Raw genomic sequence first — 24522 nt, forward strand, 5'->3', positions numbered from 1 at the left:
AAGGTATATGGGATAGCTATAAAGCTTATGATCTGAAAGAGAATAATGCTGTTTTTAGATGTGGGTATTTGTATGAGCGTGATAAAGATTGCTAAAAATACCATAGCAAAAATGAGCGCGTTGCGAAGATGGCGGATTATGTTTTCATGTTTGGTTTTGGTGGATTAAATGTTGGGTTTCAATTTTGCTATGGCATTATGATAACGGAAGACGTTGTTGAGTGAGAATAAAGATGAGAGGTTGCAGGATAACGCCGCCACCAGCGGTCGCTGGAAGGGGAGCTTGGGATTAGAGATGGAGAAGCCCACCCGCAGAGCGAGTGGGCTTGCAAAAGATCAAGATAAGCAAGGAGGGATTACTTTTTGAGCTGTGAGATATTCAGCAGTGTTTGCGCGAGGGTTTTGATGCCGAGGAGATGGCGGTCCAAACCAAAATGTTCGTTGGGGGAATGGATGGCGTCGGTCTCGAGGCCAAAGCCGATGAGGAGTGAGTCGAGGCCGAGCGCTTGATGGAAGTCGGCAACGATGGGGATGGTGGCGCCTTCGCGGACCATGGCGGGTTTCTTGCCGGTGACGGATTGGATCGCGCTTTGGGTGGCTTGCATGTATTCGGAATCGAGTGGTGAGGATGTGGGGTAGGCTACGCCATGCGATTCAAATTTCCATTCGAGGTCGGCGACATTTTGATTTTTAAGCCAGTCGGTAAAGAGCTTGGCGGTTTTGACCGGGTCCATCGAAGCGGGGATGCGGAAGGAGACTTTGGCGCCGGCGAAAGTTGGGATGACGGTTTTGGCGCCTTTGCCCATGTACCCGCCATAGATGCCGTTGATATCGCAGGCGGGGCGTGCCCATCGTCGTTCGAGTGTGGTGAAGCGGTGTTCGCCGAAGGGTTTGGCGCCGACCTTGCCGAGGAATTCGTTTTCATCGAAGTTGAGTGCGTCCCATGCGGAATGTTCAGCCGCAGTGATTTCATCGACATCGTCGTAGAAGCCGGGAATGTTGATGCGATTTTTGTCGTCGAAGAGGTTGCCGAGGACACGCGTGAGGATATTGCATGGGTTAGCGAGTGTGCCGCCGTAGACGCCGGAGTGCAAGTCGCGCGACGGGCCGTGAAGTTGAATGTCGAAGTAGAGCAAGCCACGCAAAGCATAAGTGATTGCTGGTGTGGTTTCGTTCCACATCGAGGTGTCGCAGACGATGCAGATGTCAGCTTTAAGTAGGTCTTTGTTATCTTTGATAAAGCGTGGAAGGTTGGCCGAGCCGATTTCTTCTTCGCCTTCGATCAGAAGCGTGATGGGGCAGGGGTATTTGTGTTCGGGATGTGCAGCACGAAGATTACGCAATGCTTCGATGAAGCAGAAGACTTGTCCTTTGTCGTCGGAAGATCCGCGAGCATAAACTTTGCCATCACGGATGGTGGGTTTGAAGGGTGGGGTTTCCCATTTGTCTTCCGGGTCTGGAGGTTGCACGTCGTAGTGGCCATAGAAAAGCACATGCGGTGCGGAAGGATTAGCGACAAGATTGGAAGGCGTGGTGGCGACGACGACTGGGTGTCCACCTGTGGGATGCGTGTCTGTGTTGAGTTTGAAATCGTTTTTCAAAATATCACGGAGATAGTCGGCGCAGATTTGTACATCGTCGGCATAGTGCGGATCGGTTGAGACCGAAGGGATGGAGAGGAAGTTAATGAGCCGCTCGACGGCAGCGTCATGGTCGGTTTCGATTTGTTGGAAAAGGTCAGGCATGTTGATGACTCTTTGTATGTGATTATCGGGGGTGGGGTGATTGTAGGCCCCGTATGGTATCGGCAGCCTGGCGAGTGGAGATTGAGAGGTTAGATGTTCTCGGCAGTATTAGGGAGTGAAGATGTGAGATCAGCTTGGAGGGTATCGCCCTCGATGCGAACGGGAAATGTTTTGATCGGGGGTTCATCGTGTGGCCAGTCAATGTTGCGGCCGTTGGTGACGTTGTAAGCGTAGCCGTGGTAAGGGCAGGTGATGACCTTGCCGCGGAGTTCGCCTTGACCGAGGGGCAAGCCGGCGTGTGGGCAGGCGTTTAAGATGACATGAAATGTGTTATCTACAGGGCAGACGACCAGTGAGATGTTTTCGATCGTGATGCAGGTGTGGTCAGCTTGCGAGAAATCGTGTAGCTTGCCGAGGGTGGTCCAGTTGGGCATGGTGTGGCTCTGGTAAAAATGGTTTAGATCAAACAGGCGCATGGCGCGTGAGTCAGGAAGTTGTGGATGAGTGATTTTAGCCGGTATGAGAAGATGATGTCGTCATTGGCGGGTGCGATGGTCCCCCCCACTCCCGCCTCTGAAAGTAGTGGCTCAGAAGGGTCTGAGAAAGAAGGTGTGGAGGTATTTGGTGTGAGCGTTGGTGGTGTTGCGGCAAATGTGATTTTGCGACCTGAAAGTTTTGAGATTGAACGCTTGCAGGAAGGATTGAAGTGGTTGGCAAAGGCAGGAGAAGTTAGCGCAAGGCAGGGGTATAGCGCGCGGTTTGAAGATGGGCCCGGTTTCACGCGGCGGAGCTATCACGGCTTGGTGGTGGATTTGTTCTGGCAGGCATTGATGACGGTGTGGGAGAATCTAAAGCAAGCGGAACAGGATGAGCTGCTTGTGTTGGCAACGACGGCGGCGAAGGGTTTTGTATGGGCGGGGAAGTATGCGATTGAGAAGGCGATTCCAAATGGGTCCGGTGAAAAAAGGACGGATGAAAACGGAACCAGCTTCCGAGGGCCGGGGATTGATGAGATTGTGCTTGGTGCGATGTGCTTGAACTGGATTCGAGGCGAAGATGCACAAGCGGTATATGGTGAGATGTATGTGGGGAAGAAGGTAGGGGACGTGGTAGACATTTTGGTAAGCCGATTGGTTGATGGGCTAGGGGATGATGGAGAGTTTCGGAAATTTGATGCCGAGGGTGGTACTTCCGGGGGTGGAGATTTATTGGATGCATGGTGGTATCGGGAGTTGGTATGTGTGCATGGTGTGGTGAACTTGGCAATTCGTCAGAAGCGAGAGGATTGGTGGGAGGCGGGAAGCAAGGTAATGGGTCATCATTTGATGAACACGCAGCCAGACCATACGACGGCGCAGCCGTGGGGTGTGCACGGTTTTGCGGCCAGCATGGCGACGCGGATTTTTGCCGATCAGCAGATTCATGATTGTGAGGCGAACTGGCGATTGGGGCCAGGGATGGGCGGGCCGTTGGGTTCTCACATTGAAGGTGGAGATTCAGATACTAGCGGTAGTGTGGCGGGGTTGGTACTGGCAAATGCAGTAGGAACGATGCGTGAAATACCTGGCTCGAAGATTGGCTGGAGTGATTAAGACGCAGTTATTTGTTTTTGGTGAAGAGGATCACCACAAGCAACAGAACGATGATGATGGCGGCATAGATCCAGAGTTGAACGATGAGGGGGAGATTGAAGACGAGGTTGATGTCGTGGATATGAATGGTGCGCATGGTATGTGTGGAATGATTAATTAGTGGATTAAAAATGTTTGTCGAGACTGCGGTAGAGGATATAGAGGAGGATGAAAACGGGGATCATGAAGAGGCTGGTGTATGGGCTCCGGTAGCCGGGGAAGTGAAAGAAGGCGAGAGTGGGTTCGATCGCATGTGTGATCATAGTGGTGATGGCGAGCATGATTGGTCCCCTTGTGATGGAAATTTTTAGTTATTCGGGCTGTATTGTAAAGGTCGTAAGAAGACTGAAAAGGGGGTGATTCGCAGAATATGCGGGGGTGGGAAAATTGATCTTGCGGTATGCAGGTTTGGGTATTGCGTGGCGGAAGGGTGGGGGGTACAAAGGTCCTGAAACCTGCGTTTCGCAGGAAAGATAATGATATTTTTGCGATGAAAAATTGAGCGAGGATGATCAAGATGCGAAAGTTGGAAGCGGTATTTGGCGGGGTGGTTAGTGCGATATGTGTGGCGGTTACTTGTGGGACGGTGTTCTGTTGTGTGGTGCAAGGCGCAGAGGTAAAGGACGCAGCGGAAAAGAAAACAGCTGAGTCGCCTATAAAACCTGAAGCAGCCAAGCCGGAGAAGAATGCTGAAAAACAAGAGGCTTTGAAAGATTCTTCATCCACAAAGTCAGCTACTGCTGAGAGCAAAGAAAAATTACGTGGCAAGATCGCACGACTGCAAGCACAAGTGACCGCTATGAAGTTGTCGGGGATGGGCGAGGCAATGGTTAAGCTGGTCCATGACGATGGGACATTGCGATCGGATCAAGGTGAGGTTGCTCGGGCGGATGTCGCAAAGATTGGTGAGCAGGCGGGCGTGATTGTGAAGGATGATCAAGTGGCACGCGACCAACGGATGCAGGCAGCCATGCTGAGTGTGCGGGCACAATATGCATTAGCTCGGGATGTTTCACAGGAGAAGGAAGATTCGAGTAAGCAGGCAAGGCGGATCGGCTTGTTGCGGAGTGCGGCCCGTGATATGTCTAAGATTGGTGGACGTGATGTCGAAGCCATGGCGCGATATTGGCAATTGCAGGCAGCTCTCTTAGAGAAAGATGCCGGTGCCACAACAACAGATAAGCAAGGCCATGCGGTTTATCTGATGGAGATGGCAGCAAGTGATCTTGAAAAGTTAGTGATGGATCAAGCCAAAGAAAATGAATCTGTTGGACCAATGGTAGCAAAGGATGTACTGGAACAGGTTCAATTGGGTTTGCTTGCGCTGTATCAACAATGTGGGATGACCGAGAAGGGGATGATGTTGTTCGAGGAATTACGTGCAGGTTGGGGTGAAGATGATATGCGGTTGGCCGGGTTTGGTGCGATGGAAGTGATGGGTGAGTTACTCGGTGAGCCGCTTGATGTGAAGGTGGCGCTTGATACAACCGGGCGGATTTGGGAATCAACTAAGCATGCCGACAAGGTACAGTTGCTCGTGGTTAGTGAGGCAGATGATGTGGTTGGGGACCGTCTGCGCGATGCGGCGTTTGAGCAGGTGAAAGCGGAGTTGGGCACGCAAGGGATGGCAGATTTGGTTGTGGTGCGTGTGGTATTGGATGTGGAGGGTAAAGACGACAAAATCACGTCGATGGTAGATGCAAGATGGCGACGAGTGATGGTGCGAGCAAGTGGGGCACGGGCGCAGCAGACCCTCACAGAAATTAGTGCAGGGAGCCTCCCGTGGGTAATAGTCGCCGAGAAAGGCGGGAAAGTACGGCATGTCGGGCAGAGTGAAAGTGCTGTGTTGCGGGTGCTAGATGTGGCCGGACGGAACAGAAAAAGTGCGGTGGGGGCCAATGCAGCGATGGATCAAAAAAAAACAAAAATCGAGTGAGATTCTTGACGGTCAAGGGTCGATGTTGAGGGTGTAGGGGCATGTAATGGAGGATTCAGGGTGTTTGAATTGGGTTAATGATGTGAGGACCAAAGTGTCCGAATTGCAAAAAAAGGACAGATTGGTATGGTATTGGTGCTGGGGAGGGAATCAGCTTGGGGCGACGGGTGCAAAGCCCGCACGGATGGGGATGAAAACCAAGAAACATGCCCGATCCGCCGCGTGTTGGACGGGCCTCACGCTCTGTGTGAGAAACCTTAAACCCTTTTTAAAACTACATTTAAGGTGCTACCATGACGAATGCAACCCTGACCAATCACAAGAAACTGTTGGCCTGGATCGACGAGATCAAAGCGCTGACCACGCCGGATGATGTTTACATCGCTGACGGCTCAAAGGAAGAGTACCAGAACATGCTCAACCTCATGGTTGAGGGTGGCACAGCACAGTGGCTCAACCAAGAAAAGAAGCCTAACTCTGTTCTGATCTTCTCTGACCCAGCCGACGTCGCACGCGTTGAAGACCGCACATTCATCTGCTGCGAAAAAGAAATTGACGCTGGTCCAACCAACAACTGGAAAGATCCCAAGGAAATGCGCGACATTCTCATGCCTCTCTTCAAGGGCTGCATGAAGGGTCGTACCATGTACGTCATCCCATTCTCCATGGGTCCTGTCGGCTCACCAATCGCTCACATCGGCGTTGAAATCACCGACTCACCATACGTCCTCGCAAACATGCACATCATGACCCGCGTAGGTAAGGACGTCCTCGACGTTCTCGGCGAAGACGGTGAATACGTCCCATGTGTTCACTCCGTCGGCGCACCTCTCGCAGACGGCGAAAAATCAGCTGCATGGCCATGTAACGCTGACAACAAGTACATCACTCACTTCCCAGAAACCAACGAAATCTGGTCCTTCGGTTCAGGCTACGGCGGCAACGCACTCCTCGGTAAGAAGTGTTTCGCTCTCCGTATCGCTTCAACCATGGCTAAACGTGAAGGCTGGATGGCTGAGCACATGCTTATCCTCAAGCTCACAAGCCCTGAAGGCGTTGAGAAGTACGTTGCAGCTGCATTCCCATCAGCATGTGGTAAGACTAACCTCGCAATGATGAACCCAACCATCCCTGGCTGGAAAGTTGAGTGCGTCGGTGACGACATCGCTTGGATGAAGTTCAAGGAAGATGGCCGCCTCTACGCGATCAACCCAGAAGCTGGTTTCTTCGGCGTTGCTCCTGGTACAAACTACCACTCCAACCCGAACGCGATGGAATCACTCAAAGAAAACTCAATCTTCACCAACGTCGCTCTCACAGACGACGGCGATGTATGGTGGGAAGAAATCGATGGCGACGTCCCAGGTCACCTCATCGACTGGAACGGCAACGACTGGACTCCAGACGGCGGCAAGAAAGCAGCTCACCCGAACGCTCGCTTCACCGCTCCTGCAGCACAGTGCCCTGTCATCGCAGCTAACTGGGCTGACCCAGAAGGCGTTCCAATCGACGCGATCCTCTTCGGCGGCCGTCGTGCAACAACTCAGCCACTAGCTCTCGAAGCTTCTGACTGGGAACACGGCACATTCCTCGGTGCTGCAATGTCTTCAGAGAAGACTGCTGCGGCAGCAGGTGGCCTCGGCGAACTCCGCTTCGACCCAATGGCGATGCTCCCATTCATCGGCTACAACATGGCTGACTACTGGGGACACTGGCTCGACATGGGCGACAAGGGCGGCGACAAGATGCCTAAGGTCTTCTACGTCAACTGGTTCCGTAAGGACGAAGACGGCAAGTGGCTCTGGCCTGGTTTCGGCGAAAACTCACGCGTCCTCAAGTGGGTCGTTGAGCGTTGCGACGACAAGGCTGAAGCAGTAGACAGCCCAATCGGTAAGCTCCCAACCAAGGCTGCGATGGACCTCGAAGGTCTTGACATGTCTGACAAGGACTGGGACGCACTCATGAAGGTTGACGCTGGCGAATGGCTCGACGTTGCTGGCAAGATCGAAGAATACTTCGCCAAGTTCGGCGACAAGCTCCCAGCTCGCCTCACCAAGCAACTCGAGGCACTTAAGGCACGTTTGAACGCTGCGAAATAAGCGGATTTTCAATCTGGATAAAATCAATGCAACCCTCGGCTCACGCTGAGGGTTGTTTTTTTATGTGGAGGATTTGGTTGCCACAAGATGAAATTATAATCATAGCCAATCTTTCGGAGCGATCCGAAATATGATAGCATACGATTGCACACACCGCATTTTAAATTGTTTTGGCTGTTCATTTTTCGAATGTACAGTGAGTGTTATATGGAGATGTTGACATGATTGGAAGACGTGAATTCGTTAAATCTGCAGCAGCAATTGGAATGAGTGCGATGGGTTTAGGCGCAGTATGGCATGGAACCCTTGTTGCAAAAAATCAATTTCAGTCAACAGGCCTGAATGGGCAGCCAAATGTTGTGCTGATTATGCTTGACGATACGGGTTATGAATGCTTTGAAACACTTGGTCGATCTGAGTTACAGACGCCAAATATCAATCGGCTTGCCAGTGAAGGTGTAACGTTTAATCAATGTGAATCAACGCCCATCTGCACGCCATCACGTGTGAAATTAATGACCGGGCGGCATAACTTCAAAAACTATGATCGATTTGCATATTTGAATCCGAAGGAAAAGACGTTCGGGAATTTGTTACGTGATGCAGGCTACGCAACAGGGGTGTTTGGTAAGTGGCAGTTGTCAAGCGCGAAGGAGAGCCGTGAAAATCTAATCAATGGCACGCCGGAAGGTTTTGGTTTTGATGAATTTTGTTTGCACGCCTATACACCCAAAAACACAGAGATGAAGAATGTGAAAGGCGGTGCCCGATTTTATAAACCCGCGCTGGTTGATAATCAAGGCGGTGTGCTTGGGATTAAAGATCGGTTTGGGCCCGATGTTGTGAATGATCGTGTGCTTGGATTCATTGATAAACATCAAGCAGAACCTTTTTTTGTTTACTATCCGATGATGTTGGCACACTGGCCGTTTGTTACAACGCCACTAACAGTTGGGGATGGCGTTGAGTCAGATAAACTGAAGCCACAAGAAGCGAATATCCAAAAGAACTTCAAGGATATGGTTTTCTATGCAGATATGCTTATTGGCAACGTGATTGATAGGCTGAAAACGCACGGTATTTATGACAATACATTGATATTGATCACTTCCGACAATGGTACATACCCAATGCTTGGTTACGAATGGGATGGCGCCAAGATGTATGGTGGCAAGAGCTATCCACAATTTTCAGGTAATCGTGTGCCGATGGTTGCAAGGCTTGGGACGCAGGCAGGTAGTGGGGCAATATTTAGTGACCTGATCGATTTCACGGATGTGTTGCCAACAATTGCAGATGCTGTTGGTTTAAAGGTTCCGAGAGAATACGATGTTGATGGCAGAAGTTTTCTCCCAAGGATTGTCGGTGAGAAAGGTCGTGCCAAAGAATTTTTGCTTTCATATTATCCCTCGATCAGTATCCGTGCTGAGCGACGATGTATCTATGTACGAAACCATGAATACAAATTGTATTGGGATGGTAGATTGTATGCTGTGGATGATCGAGAAGAATTGAATCCAATTTTTACGCATCAGGATACACAAAAAAGTGCTGTGGCAAGGCAAACTCTTGAGCAGGCGCTGGCTGATAGTTATGCGAAGTATCCCAAATTGGTTGAAATGCGCGAAAGCATAAACCAAGAGTTTGATCGTAAGCGATTAGGGCTTGTGATTGGAAGTTGGATAGCTAATGGCCAAGCAGAGTGTAGCTGGGACGTTAGTGCATTCATCAAAAGTTCGGGGACGCAAACGTTTCGCATACAACAATATAAAGGTGTGGGGGATGTTCGTATTCGTCAGGTTGTTCTGTTTTGTAATGGTGTTGAGGTTGCTCGAGACGACCATATTGCAGAAAGCGCGCAGATTGGTGGAGGTTATATTTTCAAACAGAAGCATACAAAAACGCTATTTGAGTTAGATTTACAGCAGTACGACATGGATGGAAACTATACGCTACGGGCGGAGATTGAACCAGCAAAAGAGGGGCCATCTATTGGGCATATTAGATTTGTTTCAGCCACGGATGAGATTACAACGCCATAGTGTTTAGGTGATTATCGCAGGAGATGTAGTTGTAGCAATGCTAGCGGAAGCTAGCATTTTTTATTTATAAAGATAGTGCCTGAAATGTTTAAGGCATCAATATCGGTCGTGGGAGTAGAACCTAGGGGATGCGGGGAAAGGGGGTATATTGCTTTGCCATAGGATAGGACGATGAAGGGGGGGCCGGAGCTGTTCCCGTCTGCATTATCAGCTCTTTAACATGTGCATAATACGATGATGGAGATTTTCTCATGAATGATGAGCACAAATCAGAAGGGCAAGGAGAAAGCGGAAGTGCATCTGAAGGGCATGGTCTTGCAATATCGGCCTTGGTGCTCGGTATTGTCGGCGTGGTGAGTTCTTGCGTGCCGATCGTGGGTTTGCCGACTGGGATCGTGGGTTTGATCCTGGGAGTATCTGCGAAAAAACGGGGCGAAGGTGGTATGGCAACTGCCAGTATCGTGCTGGGTATCATCGCTATCGGGCTGGCAATCATTAGCATGATTGTGGGTGGCTACGAAGTGGTGCAAGACGAAACAACCGTCAACACTACACAACTTTTGTTGTGGTAGATCATAGATTAGTCATTGGAGCATGTGGCGTATATGTACCCCCGAGCTTCACGCTTGGAACAGATATTCTTTGTTCCAAGGCATGAGGTGAAGGCTGGTTCGTTTAACCGTCTGATGTAGTTTGGGCATGGCAAGCGGCCGTGTTTTCAGCTTAACAACTATTCGTGACACTAACCTGTTGCGGTTAGGTGTGTGGTTTGGGGCTTTGTCCGGGCATGTATGTGTCCGGACATTTTTTGATATGCGGCAATGGCGAAGTGACAGTTAATGCTTGCCGCAGCATTTTTTGAATTTGAGTCCTGACCCGCAAGGGCAGGGGTCGTTACGACCGATCTCATTTGGATTGATTCGTGCCGCAGGATGACGGCCCTGTTCAGCGAGTTTTTGTTGTCGCTCGATTTCCATTTCAGGTGGTGGTAATTCACCATGTATTCGATAGTGCCGCGCAATCTCTTCGAGTTTAGGCAAGGCATGTTCATAGAACATGTAGTAGCCTTCGCAGAGATAGGTTTTTTCAGTTTTATCGCCGCGATGTGGACGATGCTTTGGGCAGCCGCCATAGCAGAATCGTTGATATTCACACTTGCCGCACTCGTCCGGTGGGAGATTCATTTTACGTGTGGCAAAATCACCAAATGTTTCAGTATCGACTGATTGGAACCAGTCCTTTTCAAAGGGAGACTGTGACCACTCGGGACGGTCTGGCTCGTTGGTTGAGCCGATGGTAAGCGGAACCGATCCCGGGGAAGGCTGTGTAATCGGCTTCCATGTTTTGTCGGAGACATGTCCAATCTGCCATCGCGCATTGACGTAATGGTCGCAGCCATAGATCGCGCCGTCGTGCTCAACGGTAAGTTGGTTATGGCAGGAGTTCGAATGGACACAAAGTGAGGAATTATTGAAGAGATATTGATTGAGCATCACGTCGATCATCTGGATGGAGACGTGGGTTCGATGACGTTTGTTCCATAGGTCGAAGACTTTGCAGAGGAATGTGCCGTAGTCTTTGGGTTTAATGACCCAGTCTTTGACGCCAGGGTTTTCAGGGGGGAAGCCAGAGGTGAACTCTTCGACGGTTTCGTCCCATTCAACAGCAGGAATGAATTGAACGAAACGCGCGCCGAGATTGAGAATGTAGTTATAAACATCCTCGGGATGTTTGACGTTGTGATCATTCAGTACAGTGAGGATATTGTATTCTACGCGGTGCTTCTGTAGCAGCTTGAGCCCACGCATGACGTTCTGTGATGATGGGCGATGTTGGTGATCATAGCGGTAATGGTCGTGCAGGTGTGGCGGCCCGTCACAGGAAAGGCCGATGAGGAACTTGTTGTTAGCGAGGAACTCACACCATTTATCATCCAGAAGCGTACCATTGGTTTGTAGTGCATTTTCAATTTCTTGATCAGGCTTTTTGTATTGTTTTTGTAGGGCGACCGCTTTTTCAAAGAACTCGAGCCCAGCAAGTGTTGGCTCGCCGCCTTGCCATGCGATAGAGACGCGCTGTTCGCAATGCGGTAGAATAGTTTTGAAAAGATTCTCCAGCGTATCGTATGACATCCGATGTGCGGGCGAACCATAGAGGTCATGTGTGGGAAGGTAATAGCAATACGTGCAATCGAGATTACATGCGGCCCCAACGGGCTTGATCATGATCGTTGCTTTGCTGGGCTGCAGTTTGGGTTTCGCAATCATTGCCGCTAGTTTAGGGGAATGAATTTACAGGTACAAGAGACAGTTACCGCCATAACGTTGTATAAACTGTCAGATCCGCAATGGCGGGGCTGTACGGTCGTGTAAGAGGAATGTAAGGATGAAAAAGTATGTCATCATGGGTGTGCAGGGTAGCGGCAAAGGGACCCAAGCGAAGCGTCTATGCGACGATTATGACTTAGTGCACATCAGCGTGGGAGATATTTTTCGTTGGCATATTCAGGCGCATACAAAACTCGGCGCGAAGGTGCGGCGAGGTATTGAGGGTGGCAATCTTGTTGAAGATGATATTGTTCAGGAAGTGGTGAGTGAGCGTCTGGAAGAGCATGACTGGAATTATGGGTTTGTACTTGATGGGTTTCCACGTAACAAAGCGCAGGCTGTATTCTTCATTGAAAAGTATGACATCGATGCGGTGATTCATTTGGATGTGAGTGATGATGTCGTGATGAAACGCGTTTTAAGTCGGAGACTATGCAGTAAATGCGGCTTGGATTACAACCTATTTTATCACCGGCCAAAAGTTGATGGGGTGTGTGATGTTTGCGGGGGAAGATTGGTGCAGCGCGCGGATGATAATGAAGCTGCGGTACGCAAGCGCATGAAAGATTACCACGAAGGAACTGAGCCGGCGATCGCGGTGATGGGTAAGAAAGAACAGGTGATTAAGGTTGATGCTTCAAAAGATTCCGCAGAAGTGCAGCGACTTATTCGAGAAGGTTTGGGGATTTGAGAATTATAGTTGAGAAGAGAATAGATTGGGATTGTTAAAATGGGGTGGTTCGTTTTCTATGTGCCTTAGGCGGTTTTTGACTATTTGTATCCGCTGAAATATAACAGTGGCGTGACGTATTTCGGGAGGAATCAATCCTAGTTCACTTCCTTTCGAGTGGAAACATTTTAACTTCCTGGGAGATTTCCGGTGTCAAAGCTATTGAACTATTGGTATATGCCTGCCGTACTATTTTTTGCGATGATCTCTGTTGTGCTTGGTTGTGGTGGAGGTGGCGGCTCCGGTTCGGGTGATATAGGTTCAGCTCCACTCATTGACGATGAATCAACGCTGTCTTTTAATAATGGCGGTGGGACGCTTTCTCTTACTGGCAGTCAAGGTTCAATAATGTATAGCAGCAGTTCAATCATGAATTTGGGGGTGGGGAGCTTAACTATTGGATCGTTGGTAGATATTCAGGGTGAGGGCGAATTAAGTACAGATCAAAGAGTATATTCTTGGATCGTGACCTCATCTTCAGATGAGAAGCATGTGCCGGTTGGGACGAGTTATGTTGTGTCGCTGGATTCGTTGCTTGACGGAAGCGATGTTGGTGCAAGTGATACAACCATTCAATTTCCAGATGGCAGTTCGTTGAAGATTGTTCAAGGTGAGTTGAGATTGATTGACTAATGGCTGGAGAGATGTAAAGAAAAAGCTCACACAATGGTGTGAGCTTTTTTTGTGCGATGTATTTTATTGTAATGTTAAATGCCTTTGTAGCGGACGAGCAGGTCAGCAATATGTGCCTGTTTGGCGTTTAGGTTTAGTGATTTACGCCATGCCTCGTAGGCTTTTGTTTTGAAGTCACGCTCTTTGCGCCCGGACTGAATGAACTTAGTCATATAACACGCCCCGATACCATTCAAAGAGGCGGTATCATTCGGCTTTGCCGCGAGTGCTTGTTGATAGTGTTCTAGTGCCTCATCAAATTTACGGAGTTTGAACTGGGAAAAAGCAAGACGCTCAAGGATGAGTGGATCAGTTGTTTTTTCTGCAAGAGGTGAAAGCAGATTGACCGCACGGTTGTAGTTCTTCTGTTTGATGTGTGCATTGGCGAAACCAGGAATAATTGTTCCAGAAAGTTTGCCGAGTTCGGCCGCCTCTCGATAGGCATCGACTGCACGTTTGTAGTCACCGAGCAGGTTACAGGTAGCCGCGAGGTTACACCAAGCCGCTTGTGACTCTGGCGCAAGTTCGACAGCCGCTTCGGCGTATTGAAGAGCGGAGTCGGGAGAGCCGGTCTGTAGGTAGGCCGCAGCAATATCACGATTGGCTTCGATGCGATAAGGCGAGATAACAATCGCGCGGAGGTATTGGTTGATGGCGCCAGCGACGTTGCCTTGTAATTGGAAGGTGAGCCCAAGATAGTAGTTGGCGTCGTAAGATTCTGGATTGGCTTCTAGAGCGCGATTGTAGGCATTCTCAGCTACGGGAAGATTGCCTTGCGCGCGGTAGATGTGTCCCATGCCAAGATGGGCTTCGGTGAGTGAGGGGTTTTCTTCGAGGGCGAGGCCAAAGGTCGCAAGAGCGGCATCGAGATAGCCTGCCTGTCGGTAATCAACGGCTTCGTCATAAAGGAGTTTGGCGTGGCTATTGGGTGCGAGATCGGCAGCGGTGTTTGTTGTTTTTTTATTGCCGGCGCAGCCTGTGGTGAACATTGCGGTGGCGAGTGTGAGGACGAGGCATGATGATGTGTGAATGGTTTTTTTCATGATGCTTTAGATGCCTGTTAGAAGACGGATGGCCGGTAGTTGTCAGGGTTTGGGTTGTTCTAGTAACGTCAGTTTGATGTGCGTGTGACGTTTGGTCAAGTGATTGTGTTTGCTTGCGATAATTGTTCTGTGAGCATGCCGCTCGTATGAGGGCGAAAGTGAGGATTGGGAGGTATGGCAGGCGAAGTATGACGCATGATACCTTTTATACGTTGGTGAGTGGTAATGGGTTGGCGATGGATGTGATTAATCCTAATCAGATCGACGTGGAGGCATGCAGAGGAGAAGCGGGAAGATCGCGGCAAGCGGGATGATGATGATATCCCATTGGTTGAATCCAGGGCTGTATTTACTGTGGAGTGAGGCGGCGGCGGTTTTGTTTTCGCGGATGAGATATTGAATGGTTTGAAGTTTTTCTTCCGGGGTCATGCCATTGATGCGGATTTGGATTTCTTTGTCGATGTCGTGAGCGAGCTTCTGTGCGGCACGTGCTTGTTGCTCTCCGGCTTGCTGGGGTTCTGTTTTTTGCTGTTTGAGTCGATCACGAATATCCGCCGAGAAGATGTCTTTGTCCATCATTTCGATGCCCACTGCCAGGTTGAGTTGGCCTAGATCTCCGGCTGCTTGTTGCGGCGCGACGATAGAAAACGCCCATGTGGCCATGATGATGCGGGTTATAAAAATGGTGAATATTGCGATGGTGGTGACGGCGGCAGCGAAAGTTTTAGTACGATCTTGAGATTGTTCACGTGCGAGGAGGGCCAGCATCAATGCAAAAATTGGAGCAAGATAAGCAAGTGGCTGTGCGGTGATCATGTAGAGGCCGATCCAGATGACAAGGATCATGATGGCTGCGGCAGCGGTAAGCAAGTAGGCACGGAAGTTGAGTGGAAGGGATTGAATTTTGAGCTTTAGAGGTTGCTTATCAGCAGGTTCTGGCTCTAGGTAAACCGGTGGCCCGACGATTTCGGAGGATTGATCGGCAGCAATAGTGGCGCCAGCAGCAGCAGAGAAAGCGGGGGCTTTGGTTTGATGTTCCGCGTTGTGTTTTTGCGGCATGCGAATCATCGCATCTTCAGTGATGGCGGTGAGATTAAAGTCTGTATCGTCGAGGGATGTGTTGTGTGGGGACGTTGTTTGTTCGGCGGCAGTCGTCTGTGAGGGTGAGGCTGGGGCAACATTCATTGCGCCGCATTCGCTGCATGTAACCACGCGACCAGCTTGTGATGCATCGGCGGTAAGAGAAACATGGCATGCGTGACAATGAAAGGTGATGAGATTGTTGTCGGGTGTAGCGTTCATGATCGTACCGGAATGCGTTGTAATGTTGTGACTTAATTGATAGGCATCATAATTTATTGGCCGAAGAGCGGATCAAATTTGTTAATGATATACGTGATGTCTCCGCCGCCTGATTCGTATTCAAGTAGTTCATCTTCTTTGTTGGGTGAAGCGTGTCCGTCAACATAAAGCCATTGGGGGACATTTTGATGCCGGTTTTCGGTAGGTATTTGTGACGGGAAAGGCATACATCCTGTGGTACATGTGGGGAAGAATTGTGTGGGGGAGAAATAATCAGCAACAGAAAAGATCGAGGTTTCGTGCAGTTCACCCATCCAGATGGTGTTGGATGCGAGGGCAACCTGATGAATTTTGCCAGCATATGCACGAGTACCATTGGAGATATGTGCGTTGAGAAGAAGATTGATACCGTAGGAATTGATGCGGCGTCGTTCAGAAGCGGGCTCAGGTATTTCAAAGTGTGGTGACGCATCGGAGCCACAACGTGCGAATTCGTCAGAATCCATTTCGTTCATGTAGGGTTTCAGGGTGCGTGTCCATGAGCCGTCGTACCAGATTGGAACGCCGGCAGAGCCGACTCCTATAGGAAAGGTGGCGCTCATGAATGCACCATCATGTTCGTCGGCGAAGATGGTGCCAGCGATACCAAGTTGGCGGAAGTTGGAAAGACATTCAGTGGCGCGGGCGCGTTTGCGCGCTTGGCCGAGTGAAGGTAAGAGGATACCAATGAGGATCGCGATGATACTGATGACGACAAGGAGCTCAATCAATGTGAAGGCCCGCCTTAGACCGATTTTGCATGTGTGCGATTGGTATGGCGTGATCATTCTTAACTCCTCGGATGTGTCATGATGAAACCGTGATATATGCTGGATGTTGTATCGTTCAGGATAACGGATACGTGATCTGATGAGAAGAAAACTTACGGAGGATGCGGAGGTTATGGGTTTGCGGTGAGGCTAAAAAAATAGTCGGCCTCGTGTAGTAGATAGACGAAGCCGACGGTGGTTTGTTTCAAATGTTATGCGAGGGAATGACTATTCAGCAGATTCGATTTCATCCTTGGAGACACCGAGCCATTCGAGCATGTACTGTTCGTAGATATCTTGGCTATTAGGGTCGGAGAAGTCCAATCGGAGTTCATTGATGACCTTAGTGCCTTGGCCGATCCATTCACGCCAAGTGTCTTGCCCGAAGTTAGCATAGATGAAGGCACCGACCGGGCCACGCATGGGCGGGTCGGGAAGTTTGGGTTGTGGCTGCCCGGTGCGACGGTCGAGGATCATGTCGCCCGAGGCTTCGACTTCTGCACGCTTGGCTTCCGCTTCTGAGACATCCGGAAGGGTTTTGCCTAGTTTTTCGGTAAGGAGCGAGCCGATCGCTTTTTGCGGCATGACATCACCGCGTTCTGCAGCGGTTTTGTAGCCTGTTTCGAGGACGGCGGCAGCGTCGTCATTGCGGCCGAGCTTGATGAGGCACTGGCCACGGAATTGGTAAGCGCGGGACATGCCGGGGTTCAGACCGATGGCCTTTTCATAAGCGGCTTCAGCATCTTCATGCCGTTCGGCGTCCTTGTAGGCATTGCCGAGGGAGAAAAATGCCATGTCGTCCGGAGCCGATGCAGCCATCTGCTCCCACTGTGCGATTCGTTCTTCAATGTTTGCCATAGTGCCACCAGCTTACAGGAATTCCCGGGCGATTAGAAATCGTACTGAAATTGTACGCCTTGTGGTGGATAAGAGGCAATGAATGAAGTGTGAAATAGGTTTGATCCGGCTGACAGGGAGATGTCAGAGTTGAGTTAAGTGTGCCTGGATGGGTGGTTTCGGCTTGAGAGGGGATGGGTATACTGAGATGGTGAGTCGAATTGAGACACATACTGTGGATTGGAACGAGCCGGTGTTGGCGGCGGCAGCGCAATTTTTACGTACCCGGTACACGTCCGATGGCATTTGGGATATGTCAGAGGTCGTGGTGGTTACTGCGGCGGCACGCGCGGGTCGGCGTCTCACGGAGGTTTTAGTCAGTGAGGCCGAGAATGCGGGGGCGATCTTGTTTCCGCCAGAGGTCGTCACGGCGGGCGGTTTGCCAGAGTATCTGTATAAATCGGCGCAGCCGATGGTAAGTGGGCTGGAAGCGAAGTTACTCAGGACACGTGCGATTATGTCAGCCGGCGAGGGGTTGGTCGAAAGCGTGGTGGGCACGCGGCCAGGTGAAGATGAATTCGGCGCGTGGTGGGCGATGGCGGAACAGCTTGGGAAGCTGTCGGAAGAACTGGCAGCTGGATCTCTAAGAGTTAACGAAGTGACTGAACGCTGTGAGGGTGATGGGTTTGATCTTTCAGATGTGCAACGATCGAGATGGGAAGCTGCGGGCGCATTGGACGAGTTGTATCACGATCAATGTGCTGCAGTTGGCGTAATTGATCGGCAGCGCGCACGGCTTACTGCCATTGAAGATGGTACATGTCGATTAACTGGCGATGTCGTCATGATCGCGATGCCGGATCAGAGCACGCAGCTTGAATCGATGCTGAAGCAAGCTGCGGCTCACGAGGAAAGTGCTGGGGATTTGATTGTGGTGACGCACGCCAGTGAAGAACATGAAGAAGGATTTCATCTCACTGGGGGGCTGGATGTGTCATACTGGTCTAATCAACACTTAGATATGAATGACCAAATGATTCATGTCGTGGGGAAGGAGAATGAGATCGGTGGGGAGGTTGTGCGACTCATGGCAGAGGCGGGTGAGACAACCAAACTACGATACGATCAGATTACCGTTGGATTGGGGCATGAAGAACATGCGGGTGCAATTAGCCGGGCACTTGATATAGCTGGTGCGCCAAATCGTTATGCAGGTGGCCGACGGTTGATGGACTCGCCTGCTGTTGTGTTGCTTGCTGCGATGGGGCGATACGCCGAAGCTGGTGGGTTCGATCAGTTTGCAGCTATCCTGCGACATCCTGATTTACAGGGGTTTTTAAGCAAAAATACACACGAAGCAACTGGGGGTATTGCAACTCACGATGGGGTTGTCTCCCAATTCCTTGCGGCAGTTGACCGCTATGCAACTGAGCATTTGCCAAGAGATCTCGGCGAGGTGCTTATGGGTGATGGGCGGGCAAAGGTTTATGGCGAGCAGGTTTTGGCGTTGCGAGCGGCGGTCGATGATCTTCTGCCACGTGATCGGAAGCAACCAAAGCCGATCAGTGCATGGAGTAGTGAGATCGCTGCCATGATGCGTCATATTTACGGCCATTTAGAACTGCGCCGGTACGAACCCAGCGATGAACCAATCTATCATGCGCTTAGGCAAATTGCCGATGCGCTGCGGCAGGTGCGCGATGTAGGAGATGAAATTGCTGGTGAGATTAAAGTGACGTTTGGCCAGGCAGTGAACATGGTTTTAAGTTTGCTTCGTGTGGGAAGCGTGCCGGAGATGGGTGGTGATGGCGCGGTGGAACTGATGGGCTTGTTGGATTTGCCACTGGATGATGCGCCGGTTTTGATTATGACCGGGATGAATGAGGGGTATGTGCCAGCCTCGCGGAATGCAGACGCATTCCTGCCCGACGGATTGCGGCAGTGCCTGGGGTTAGGAAACAATCGTCAGCGCTATGCACGTGATTTGCTGCTGCTGAATACGATGGTGAAGAGTAAGCAGGTGGTACGATTGGTTTTGGCACGACAGACCGCACAGGGTGATCCACTTGCACCATCACGACTACTTTTTGCATGTAATGATCAGACGATGATTCAGCGGGTAAATGGCTTCTATGAAGAGCATGAACATCGCGCACCGGTGCGGCTATTAAGAGGGGAGCGAAAGCGTCACGGTTTTCTGATTCCACCGCCGCTGTTTGATGAGCCAGTCCTGAAGGGCCTCGGTGTTACAGCGTTTCGGCAATACTTGCAATGTCCGTATCGCTTCTATCTGAAATATGTACGTAGGTTGCAGCTTGTGAATGATGCTGCCGTTGAACTTGATGGCGCGGCATTTGGAACGCTGGCTCACGGCGTTCTAGAAGCGTTCGGCAAGAGTGATATGACTGGATGCGAGGATGTAGGAGTATTGCGAGATTATCTTTCGCATGAACTGGACGTGATGGCAACTACGCGGTTTGGTCAGCATGTTCGTCCGGCGGTTCGTGTACAGGTCGAACAGTTGCGCGAGCGATTAATGGCTTTTGCGTTACAGCAGGTTGTGTGGACACAAGAAGGATGGCAGGTTCGCGGTGATCTAATCGAACATCAATTCAAAACGACGATTGAGGTGGATGGTGAGCCGTTTGAAATTCGCGGCAAGATCGATCGTGTGGATGAACATCCAGAGTATGGCTTACGTTTGTTGGATTATAAAACCAGCGATATAGGTAAGCATCCTGAGCAGGTGCATCGTAAAGGTAGAAAGGATGCAAAATCCTGGATTGATTTTCAGTTGCCCCTCTATGAAGTAATTGCACGTGGGCAAGGATTGAGCGGGCAGATGCAGATGGGGTATGTGAACTTGCCACGGAAATCAGAAGAAGCTGGGATGAAGCTGGCAGATTGGTCGGATGAAGTGTTAGTCGAGGCGCGTGAAGCGTGTAATGAAATCATCCGGCAGGTGCGGGGTAGAGTATTTTGGCCTCCAGCAGAAGTACCGGTATTTGATGACGGAATGCGCGGGCTTTGCGGTGATGGCGCGTTTGATCGGGAAGGATTGATCATGATGAGCGAAGTGGGGGAGGTGGGCGATGAATGATTATCAAGTGGGAAAGATGCAAAGCCATACAAGTCAGGGGGCTGTTAATGTAGCAAACAGTGAGATGATGCCGCATCGGATTGTGCGTGCGTCAGCAGGTGCGGGGAAGACATATCAACTTACGGTGCGATACCTGATGTTGTTGCGTGCGGGGACGGCGGCAGATGAGATTCTTGCAACAACCTTCACACGTAAAGCGGCTGGAGAGATTTTGGGCCGTGTGCTGGGCCGTCTTGCCAAAGCAGTGGTAAGTGAGAAAGAACGTGCCGCATTAAGCAAAGATTTGGCCCGTGAGGCATTGCATCCTGATTTGGGTAAGCCTGTATCAGAATCTGAATGCTTGGGATTGTTAAGGGCACTGACAGCAAAGTTACATCGTTTAAACATTTCGACATTGGACAGTTTTTTTCAGCGCGTGGCGAGTAGTTTTCGTTTTGAGCTTGGCTTGCCGGTTGATCCGGTCGTGACCGATGAGGGCAGTACACTGGCGAAGCACATTCGGATGCAAGCGATCGAGGCGATGCTGGGTGAAGTGGCGGGGCGGTATGTGGAGAATGAGAGTGCTGAAGGTGATATGCAGACGTTGCTTCGTTTGTTAAAAGAACTACACCATGACGCAGCCAAGCGGTCTGTGACCGAAGCAATCGATAATATTGTGGTGGATTTGTACGGACTATACCGCGAGGTACCTGATCAGGCGAAATGGTCGATGATTGCCGTTGGTGAAGAGATGGCAGGTCGGCTAGATGAATCGGCGTTGCAAGCATCTATTCAGCGCTTAGAAGGTTTAGTTGATTATCTGCCGATGACCAAAACGGGCAAGCCCAATGGGAATTGGCTGAAGGCGTGGGATAAAAGTGTTTTTGCCGCTCGCCGAGGTGATTGGCTTATGCTTGCCGGGAGTGGTCTTGTGAAAGCGGTTTGTGATCATGAAAAAGGCGGCAAGTTTTATGGCAAAGAGCTTGAAGGAGAAGTTGCTGCGGTTTATGAATTGATCGGTAGGCACGTCCGTGCTGAAGTTGCACGAATGCTACACGTGCAGACACTTGCAACATACCAGTTACTCAAAGATTTTGATCGGCATTATGTGAGGATTCGTGATCAGCATGGTGTGGTACTTTTCTCTGACATCACCCACAAGCTTTCACGTTATCTTCCAGCTCAGGACACGGCACTCCTCACGGAGATGTACTATCGGCTAGACGGTCAAGTCAAGCATCTATTACTCGATGAGTTTCAGGATACAAGTCGTGAGCAATGGGCGGTACTTGAGCCGATGGCGGAGGAGATGACCGCGTGGACCGACGGTGCTTTGTCACGATCATTCTTCTGTGTGGGGGATACCAAGCAGGCGATTTATGGTTGGCGCGGCGGCTATGTCGGCTTGTTTGATCAGGTTGAGGCGTTGCCGGGACTTGATGACCCGCAGGCAAGAATGCGATTAGATATGAGTTTTCGTTCTTCGCAGGTGGTGCTTGACGCGGTTAATCAGGTGTTTGATGGTTTGGCCGGTGTTGACGTGTTGGATGGTATGGGGATGACAAAGCAAGCTTGGGAAGGCATGTTCGATTCACATAAAGCTGGAAATAAAGAATTACCCGGCTATGTCGAATTGATCTCATCGAGACAGAAAGGTAATCACCAAAGTGATGATCAGGATGACAGCGAATTTGGGCCATCAGATGAACACGAAGTCTTTGTAGCGGAGAAGATCAAATTTTTGGCGGCAAAGCATCCCGATCGATCGATCGGGGTGTTGGTAAATCGTAACAGTACTGTTAATCGATTGTTGTTCGAACTGCAAAAACTAGGGATAAAGGCGAGCGGTGAGGGTGGGAGCTCAATCGCGAATCATCCAGCTGTGGCAGCTATTTTGTCGGCATTGATGTTGGCGGATCATGCGGGGGATACTGTGGCGGCTTTTCACGTATTAAACTCACCAGTTGGACAGGTGTTGGCAATGAAGGAGATGTCGCCTAGCACGTGTGAACGGATTTCCAATCACATTCGGGATACGATGTTGCGAGTGGGGATGGCCAATACGCTTGCAAGATGGGGCGCGGCATTGACAAAGACCTGTGATGATTTATCTATGCGACGATTAGAGCAGCTTGTGGGTTTAGCAGAGCGATATGAACAAGAACATCAGGGGGCGGGGTTGATGTTAGAAATGCTGCGGCTGTCACGGTTTGTGAGTTATATCCAGACAGTGCGCGTGGAAGATGCCAGTGTGGCGCAAGTACGGGTGATGACGTTGCACCAATCTAAAGGGTTAGAGTTTGATGTGGTGGTAATGGCGGAGTTGGATCAGGGGATGAAGTTTCGTTGGCCAGCGGTCGTATTACGTGATTCGCAGACAGATGAGGTGCGAGCGGTATTTCGATCGGGAAATGATGAGATGCGGTTATATGTGAATGCGGTGTGGGCAGCTTTTGAGCTGAAAAAGCAAGAGCAATGGCGCGAAGAGCTTTGCAAATTGTATGTGGGGATGACCCGGGCAAAACACGCATTACATATGATTGTGAAAGAGAAGAAACAAAAGAAAAGCGGTAGCTCCGCATCAGGAGGAAGTAGTTTTGCTGCGGTTCTATGTGATACGTTAGCAAATGACGCAGACGATAGCTCGGCACCGGATCGCATACTATATGCACACGGTGATGGCGCATGGGATCAATCTTGTAACAAGGTCGAGACCGCAGAGTCATTTAATCAGCAGTTAGATGACGATGTTGATGTGGTTGGGCAATTACATTCGAGATTGCAAAAAGCGGACGATGATGTGGCGCGGTCGTGGGTGGCGGTGAGCCCAAGTTCGTTAGAGAGTGCGGGGACGGTTCGTGCAGAAGAGCTTTTAAGTATTGAGGTGATGGATGATTCGGGGCGGCAGTTTGGTACGCTGGTTCACGAATGGTTTAGTGTGATTGGTTTTTGGGGTGAGGATGATGGAGAAGGGTTGGTGACAGGAGTGGAGGGGATGACTGATGAACGATTGCTCGTTGTAGCAGATGACATCGTGAATATGGCCGATGCGGAGATGTTGGAGAAAGCGATTGCTTTTCGGAGGATATTTGAAAAACAGGCAGTGCGGGAAGTTTTATCACGGCGAGCTAATGGCGAGAAGGATGAGCTTTGGCGTGAACGACGGTTTGCTGTACGGATAGAAGGAGGAAAGTTGATGCGAGGGGCGTTTGACCGGGTTGTAGTGCATCGTGATAGAAGTGGTCAAGTGAAGGGCGCGACGCTGATTGATTTTAAGACGGATCGAGTGGAAAAAGAGGGGGATGTTGAGCAGCATATGGCGACCTATCGACCGCAGGTTGAGGCGTATCGTGGAGCACTGGTGAAGATGCTTGGGATTGATCGCGAGGATGTACGGGTGAAGCTTGTTTTTACAGGCAAAGGGATTGTACAAGATGTTGACTAGCTGGATTGGTGTTTGTTGCGGAGATGTTTGGGGCTGAGGCTGGTGTGGGATTTGATTTGGCGAGCGAAGGTATGGGGAGAGGGGAAGCCAAGTTGTTCAGCGATATGCTTAATGGGGAGGTTGGTTTCGGTGAGGAGTTGAACCGCGCGGGTGATGCGGATGTTGTTAAGGTAGGCGGCTGGTGGTTGACCAATAGTTTCGGTAAAAAGCCGAGAGAAGTGTTCACGAGAACAGCCAACATCGTCGGCGATTTGTTTGATCGACCAAGGATAGGAAGGTTTGCTAATGATCATGTTGATGGCGCGCTGAGCTGGGCTTTGGTGCGTGGTTTGCTTTTCAGCGAAGTCAAAGAGAGACATGATCAGGTGGTGAATACTTGCGGAGATCTGTGTGGCTGTGGCAGGTGAGGTTGGGCCGCAGAGATGGCGGATATGATTCATCTGATCGTGCAGATCATTGTTTGATGAAATATCAATCATCATGTTATATCTTGAACGGAAAAGGTTGATGTGTTCAAGAATACCTGCTCCGGAGAGATTGAGCCAGAGGTTTTCATAGGCCTGAGCGAGGTGAGTTTTGCGGTAGATCGTACTTTCGCCGAGAACGAACATGAACAAGTGATTGGAGGGAATAATTGTTTGGAGATGATCGTGAGTGAATGTGATTGATCCACGGAGCGAAATTTGGATGACAACTTCATGTTTTGGGGTGCGGTGGCGGTTGTCGAAATAATAACGTTTGCCGTGGGGAATGGTTTGTTGCCCATGGACAGGGCAGTGCCAGAGTGGGTTGGGGGTGGGGGTAGCAGACATATCACAAAATATAC

General features: G+C 50.2%; 20 protein-coding genes. 10 read left to right on the top strand and 10 right to left on the bottom strand.

Going from position 1 to position 24522, the window contains the following annotated elements; translation table 11 throughout:
• The first annotated feature begins 216 nt into the window (after positions 1 to 216).
• A complete protein-coding gene (locus tag ACQ6WK_RS01015) occupies positions 217 to 366 on the top strand; it encodes a hypothetical protein (RefSeq protein WP_432798881.1) in 150 nt (49 codons plus the stop codon).
• On the opposite strand, the gene ACQ6WK_RS01020 is transcribed toward ACQ6WK_RS01015, so the two are convergent.
• Positions 356 to 1744 (bottom strand): M20/M25/M40 family metallo-hydrolase, encoded by a 1389-nt coding sequence (locus ACQ6WK_RS01020; protein ID WP_432798882.1) that lies wholly within the window; start codon positions 1742 to 1744, stop codon positions 356 to 358. The two genes, ACQ6WK_RS01015 and ACQ6WK_RS01020, sit on opposite strands and share 11 nt — an antisense overlap.
• An 89-nt stretch (positions 1745 to 1833) precedes the next feature.
• The gene (locus ACQ6WK_RS01025) at positions 1834 to 2178 is read right to left on the bottom strand and encodes a Rieske (2Fe-2S) protein (protein ID WP_432798883.1); all 345 of its coding nucleotides are present in this window, start codon (positions 2176 to 2178) and stop codon (positions 1834 to 1836) included.
• A 66-nt stretch (positions 2179 to 2244) separates the two neighbouring features.
• Here ACQ6WK_RS01025 and ACQ6WK_RS01030 point away from each other — a divergent pair, with 66 nt between their 5' ends.
• The gene (locus ACQ6WK_RS01030) at positions 2245 to 3336 is read left to right on the top strand and encodes a hypothetical protein (RefSeq protein ID WP_432798884.1); all 1092 of its coding nucleotides are present in this window, start codon (positions 2245 to 2247) and stop codon (positions 3334 to 3336) included.
• Positions 3337 to 3343: 7 nt separating this feature from the next.
• Here the strand turns inward: ACQ6WK_RS01030 and ACQ6WK_RS01035 are convergent, their stop codons facing one another.
• Positions 3344 to 3472: a hypothetical protein gene (locus ACQ6WK_RS01035; RefSeq protein ID WP_432798885.1), complete on the bottom strand. Its 129-nt coding sequence runs from the start codon at positions 3470 to 3472 to the stop codon at positions 3344 to 3346.
• Positions 3473 to 3500: 28 nt separating this feature from the next.
• Complete coding sequence (locus tag ACQ6WK_RS01040; protein ID WP_432798886.1) at positions 3501 to 3656, bottom strand: hypothetical protein; 156 nt, start codon at positions 3654 to 3656, stop codon at positions 3501 to 3503.
• Positions 3657 to 3892: 236 nt separating this feature from the next.
• Between ACQ6WK_RS01040 and ACQ6WK_RS01045 the strand changes: the two genes are divergently transcribed.
• From ACQ6WK_RS01045 to ACQ6WK_RS01060, 4 genes are all read left to right on the top strand, one after another.
• The gene (locus tag ACQ6WK_RS01045; RefSeq protein ID WP_432798887.1) at positions 3893 to 5311 is read left to right on the top strand and encodes a hypothetical protein; all 1419 of its coding nucleotides are present in this window, start codon (positions 3893 to 3895) and stop codon (positions 5309 to 5311) included.
• Positions 5312 to 5604: 293 nt separating this feature from the next.
• Positions 5605 to 7410 (top strand): phosphoenolpyruvate carboxykinase (GTP), encoded by a 1806-nt coding sequence (locus ACQ6WK_RS01050; protein WP_432798888.1) that lies wholly within the window; start codon positions 5605 to 5607, stop codon positions 7408 to 7410.
• Positions 7411 to 7631: 221 nt separating this feature from the next.
• A complete protein-coding gene (locus ACQ6WK_RS01055) occupies positions 7632 to 9452 on the top strand; it encodes a sulfatase-like hydrolase/transferase (protein WP_432798889.1) in 1821 nt (606 codons plus the stop codon).
• 251 nt (positions 9453 to 9703) lie between these two features.
• A complete protein-coding gene (locus ACQ6WK_RS01060; RefSeq protein ID WP_432798890.1) occupies positions 9704 to 10024 on the top strand; it encodes a DUF4190 domain-containing protein in 321 nt (106 codons plus the stop codon).
• A 264-nt stretch (positions 10025 to 10288) separates the two neighbouring features.
• Here ACQ6WK_RS01060 and ACQ6WK_RS01065 read toward each other — a convergent pair whose 3' ends face one another.
• Positions 10289 to 11677, bottom strand: coding sequence for an anaerobic sulfatase maturase (locus ACQ6WK_RS01065; RefSeq protein ID WP_432798891.1), 1389 nt, complete (start codon positions 11675 to 11677; stop codon positions 10289 to 10291).
• A gap of 160 nt (positions 11678 to 11837) precedes the next feature.
• Between ACQ6WK_RS01065 and ACQ6WK_RS01070 the strand changes: the two genes are divergently transcribed.
• Together ACQ6WK_RS01070 and ACQ6WK_RS01075 are read left to right on the top strand one after the other, a co-directional pair.
• The gene (locus tag ACQ6WK_RS01070) at positions 11838 to 12470 is read left to right on the top strand and encodes an adenylate kinase family protein (protein WP_432798892.1); all 633 of its coding nucleotides are present in this window, start codon (positions 11838 to 11840) and stop codon (positions 12468 to 12470) included.
• A gap of 189 nt (positions 12471 to 12659) precedes the next feature.
• A complete protein-coding gene (locus tag ACQ6WK_RS01075) occupies positions 12660 to 13142 on the top strand; it encodes a hypothetical protein (RefSeq protein WP_432798893.1) in 483 nt (160 codons plus the stop codon).
• 74 nt (positions 13143 to 13216) lie between these two features.
• On the opposite strand, the gene ACQ6WK_RS01080 is transcribed toward ACQ6WK_RS01075, so the two are convergent.
• The 4 genes from ACQ6WK_RS01080 to ACQ6WK_RS01095 all read right to left on the bottom strand — a co-directional run bounded on the left by ACQ6WK_RS01080 (position 13217) and on the right by ACQ6WK_RS01095 (position 17193).
• The gene (locus tag ACQ6WK_RS01080; protein WP_432798894.1) at positions 13217 to 14224 is read right to left on the bottom strand and encodes a tetratricopeptide repeat protein; all 1008 of its coding nucleotides are present in this window, start codon (positions 14222 to 14224) and stop codon (positions 13217 to 13219) included.
• Positions 14225 to 14476: 252 nt separating this feature from the next.
• Positions 14477 to 15526, bottom strand: a complete 1050-nt coding sequence (locus ACQ6WK_RS01085; RefSeq protein WP_432798895.1) for a hypothetical protein — start codon at positions 15524 to 15526, stop codon at positions 14477 to 14479.
• Between the two features lie 53 nt (positions 15527 to 15579).
• Positions 15580 to 16353 carry a type II secretion system protein gene (locus tag ACQ6WK_RS01090; RefSeq protein WP_432798896.1) on the bottom strand — a complete coding sequence of 258 codons (774 nt, stop codon included), beginning with the start codon at positions 16351 to 16353 and terminating at the stop codon, positions 15580 to 15582.
• Between the two features lie 210 nt (positions 16354 to 16563).
• Positions 16564 to 17193 (bottom strand): Fe(2+)-trafficking protein, encoded by a 630-nt coding sequence (locus tag ACQ6WK_RS01095; RefSeq protein ID WP_432798897.1) that lies wholly within the window; start codon positions 17191 to 17193, stop codon positions 16564 to 16566.
• 187 nt (positions 17194 to 17380) lie between these two features.
• Here ACQ6WK_RS01095 and ACQ6WK_RS01100 point away from each other — a divergent pair, with 187 nt between their 5' ends.
• Both ACQ6WK_RS01100 and ACQ6WK_RS01105 read left to right on the top strand, forming a co-directional pair.
• Positions 17381 to 20272: a PD-(D/E)XK nuclease family protein gene (locus ACQ6WK_RS01100; protein WP_432798898.1), complete on the top strand. Its 2892-nt coding sequence runs from the start codon at positions 17381 to 17383 to the stop codon at positions 20270 to 20272.
• The gene (locus tag ACQ6WK_RS01105; protein ID WP_432798899.1) at positions 20265 to 23696 is read left to right on the top strand and encodes a UvrD-helicase domain-containing protein; all 3432 of its coding nucleotides are present in this window, start codon (positions 20265 to 20267) and stop codon (positions 23694 to 23696) included. Before ACQ6WK_RS01100 ends, ACQ6WK_RS01105 begins: the two co-directional genes overlap by 8 nt.
• Here ACQ6WK_RS01105 and ACQ6WK_RS01110 read toward each other — a convergent pair.
• A complete protein-coding gene (locus ACQ6WK_RS01110; RefSeq protein WP_432798900.1) occupies positions 23693 to 24508 on the bottom strand; it encodes a helix-turn-helix domain-containing protein in 816 nt (271 codons plus the stop codon). The genes ACQ6WK_RS01105 and ACQ6WK_RS01110 overlap by 4 nt on opposite strands.
• Positions 24509 to 24522 lie beyond the last annotated feature (14 nt).

Source organism: Poriferisphaera sp. WC338 (assembly GCF_050931845.1).
GTDB lineage: Bacteria > Planctomycetota > Phycisphaerae > Phycisphaerales > Phycisphaeraceae > Poriferisphaera.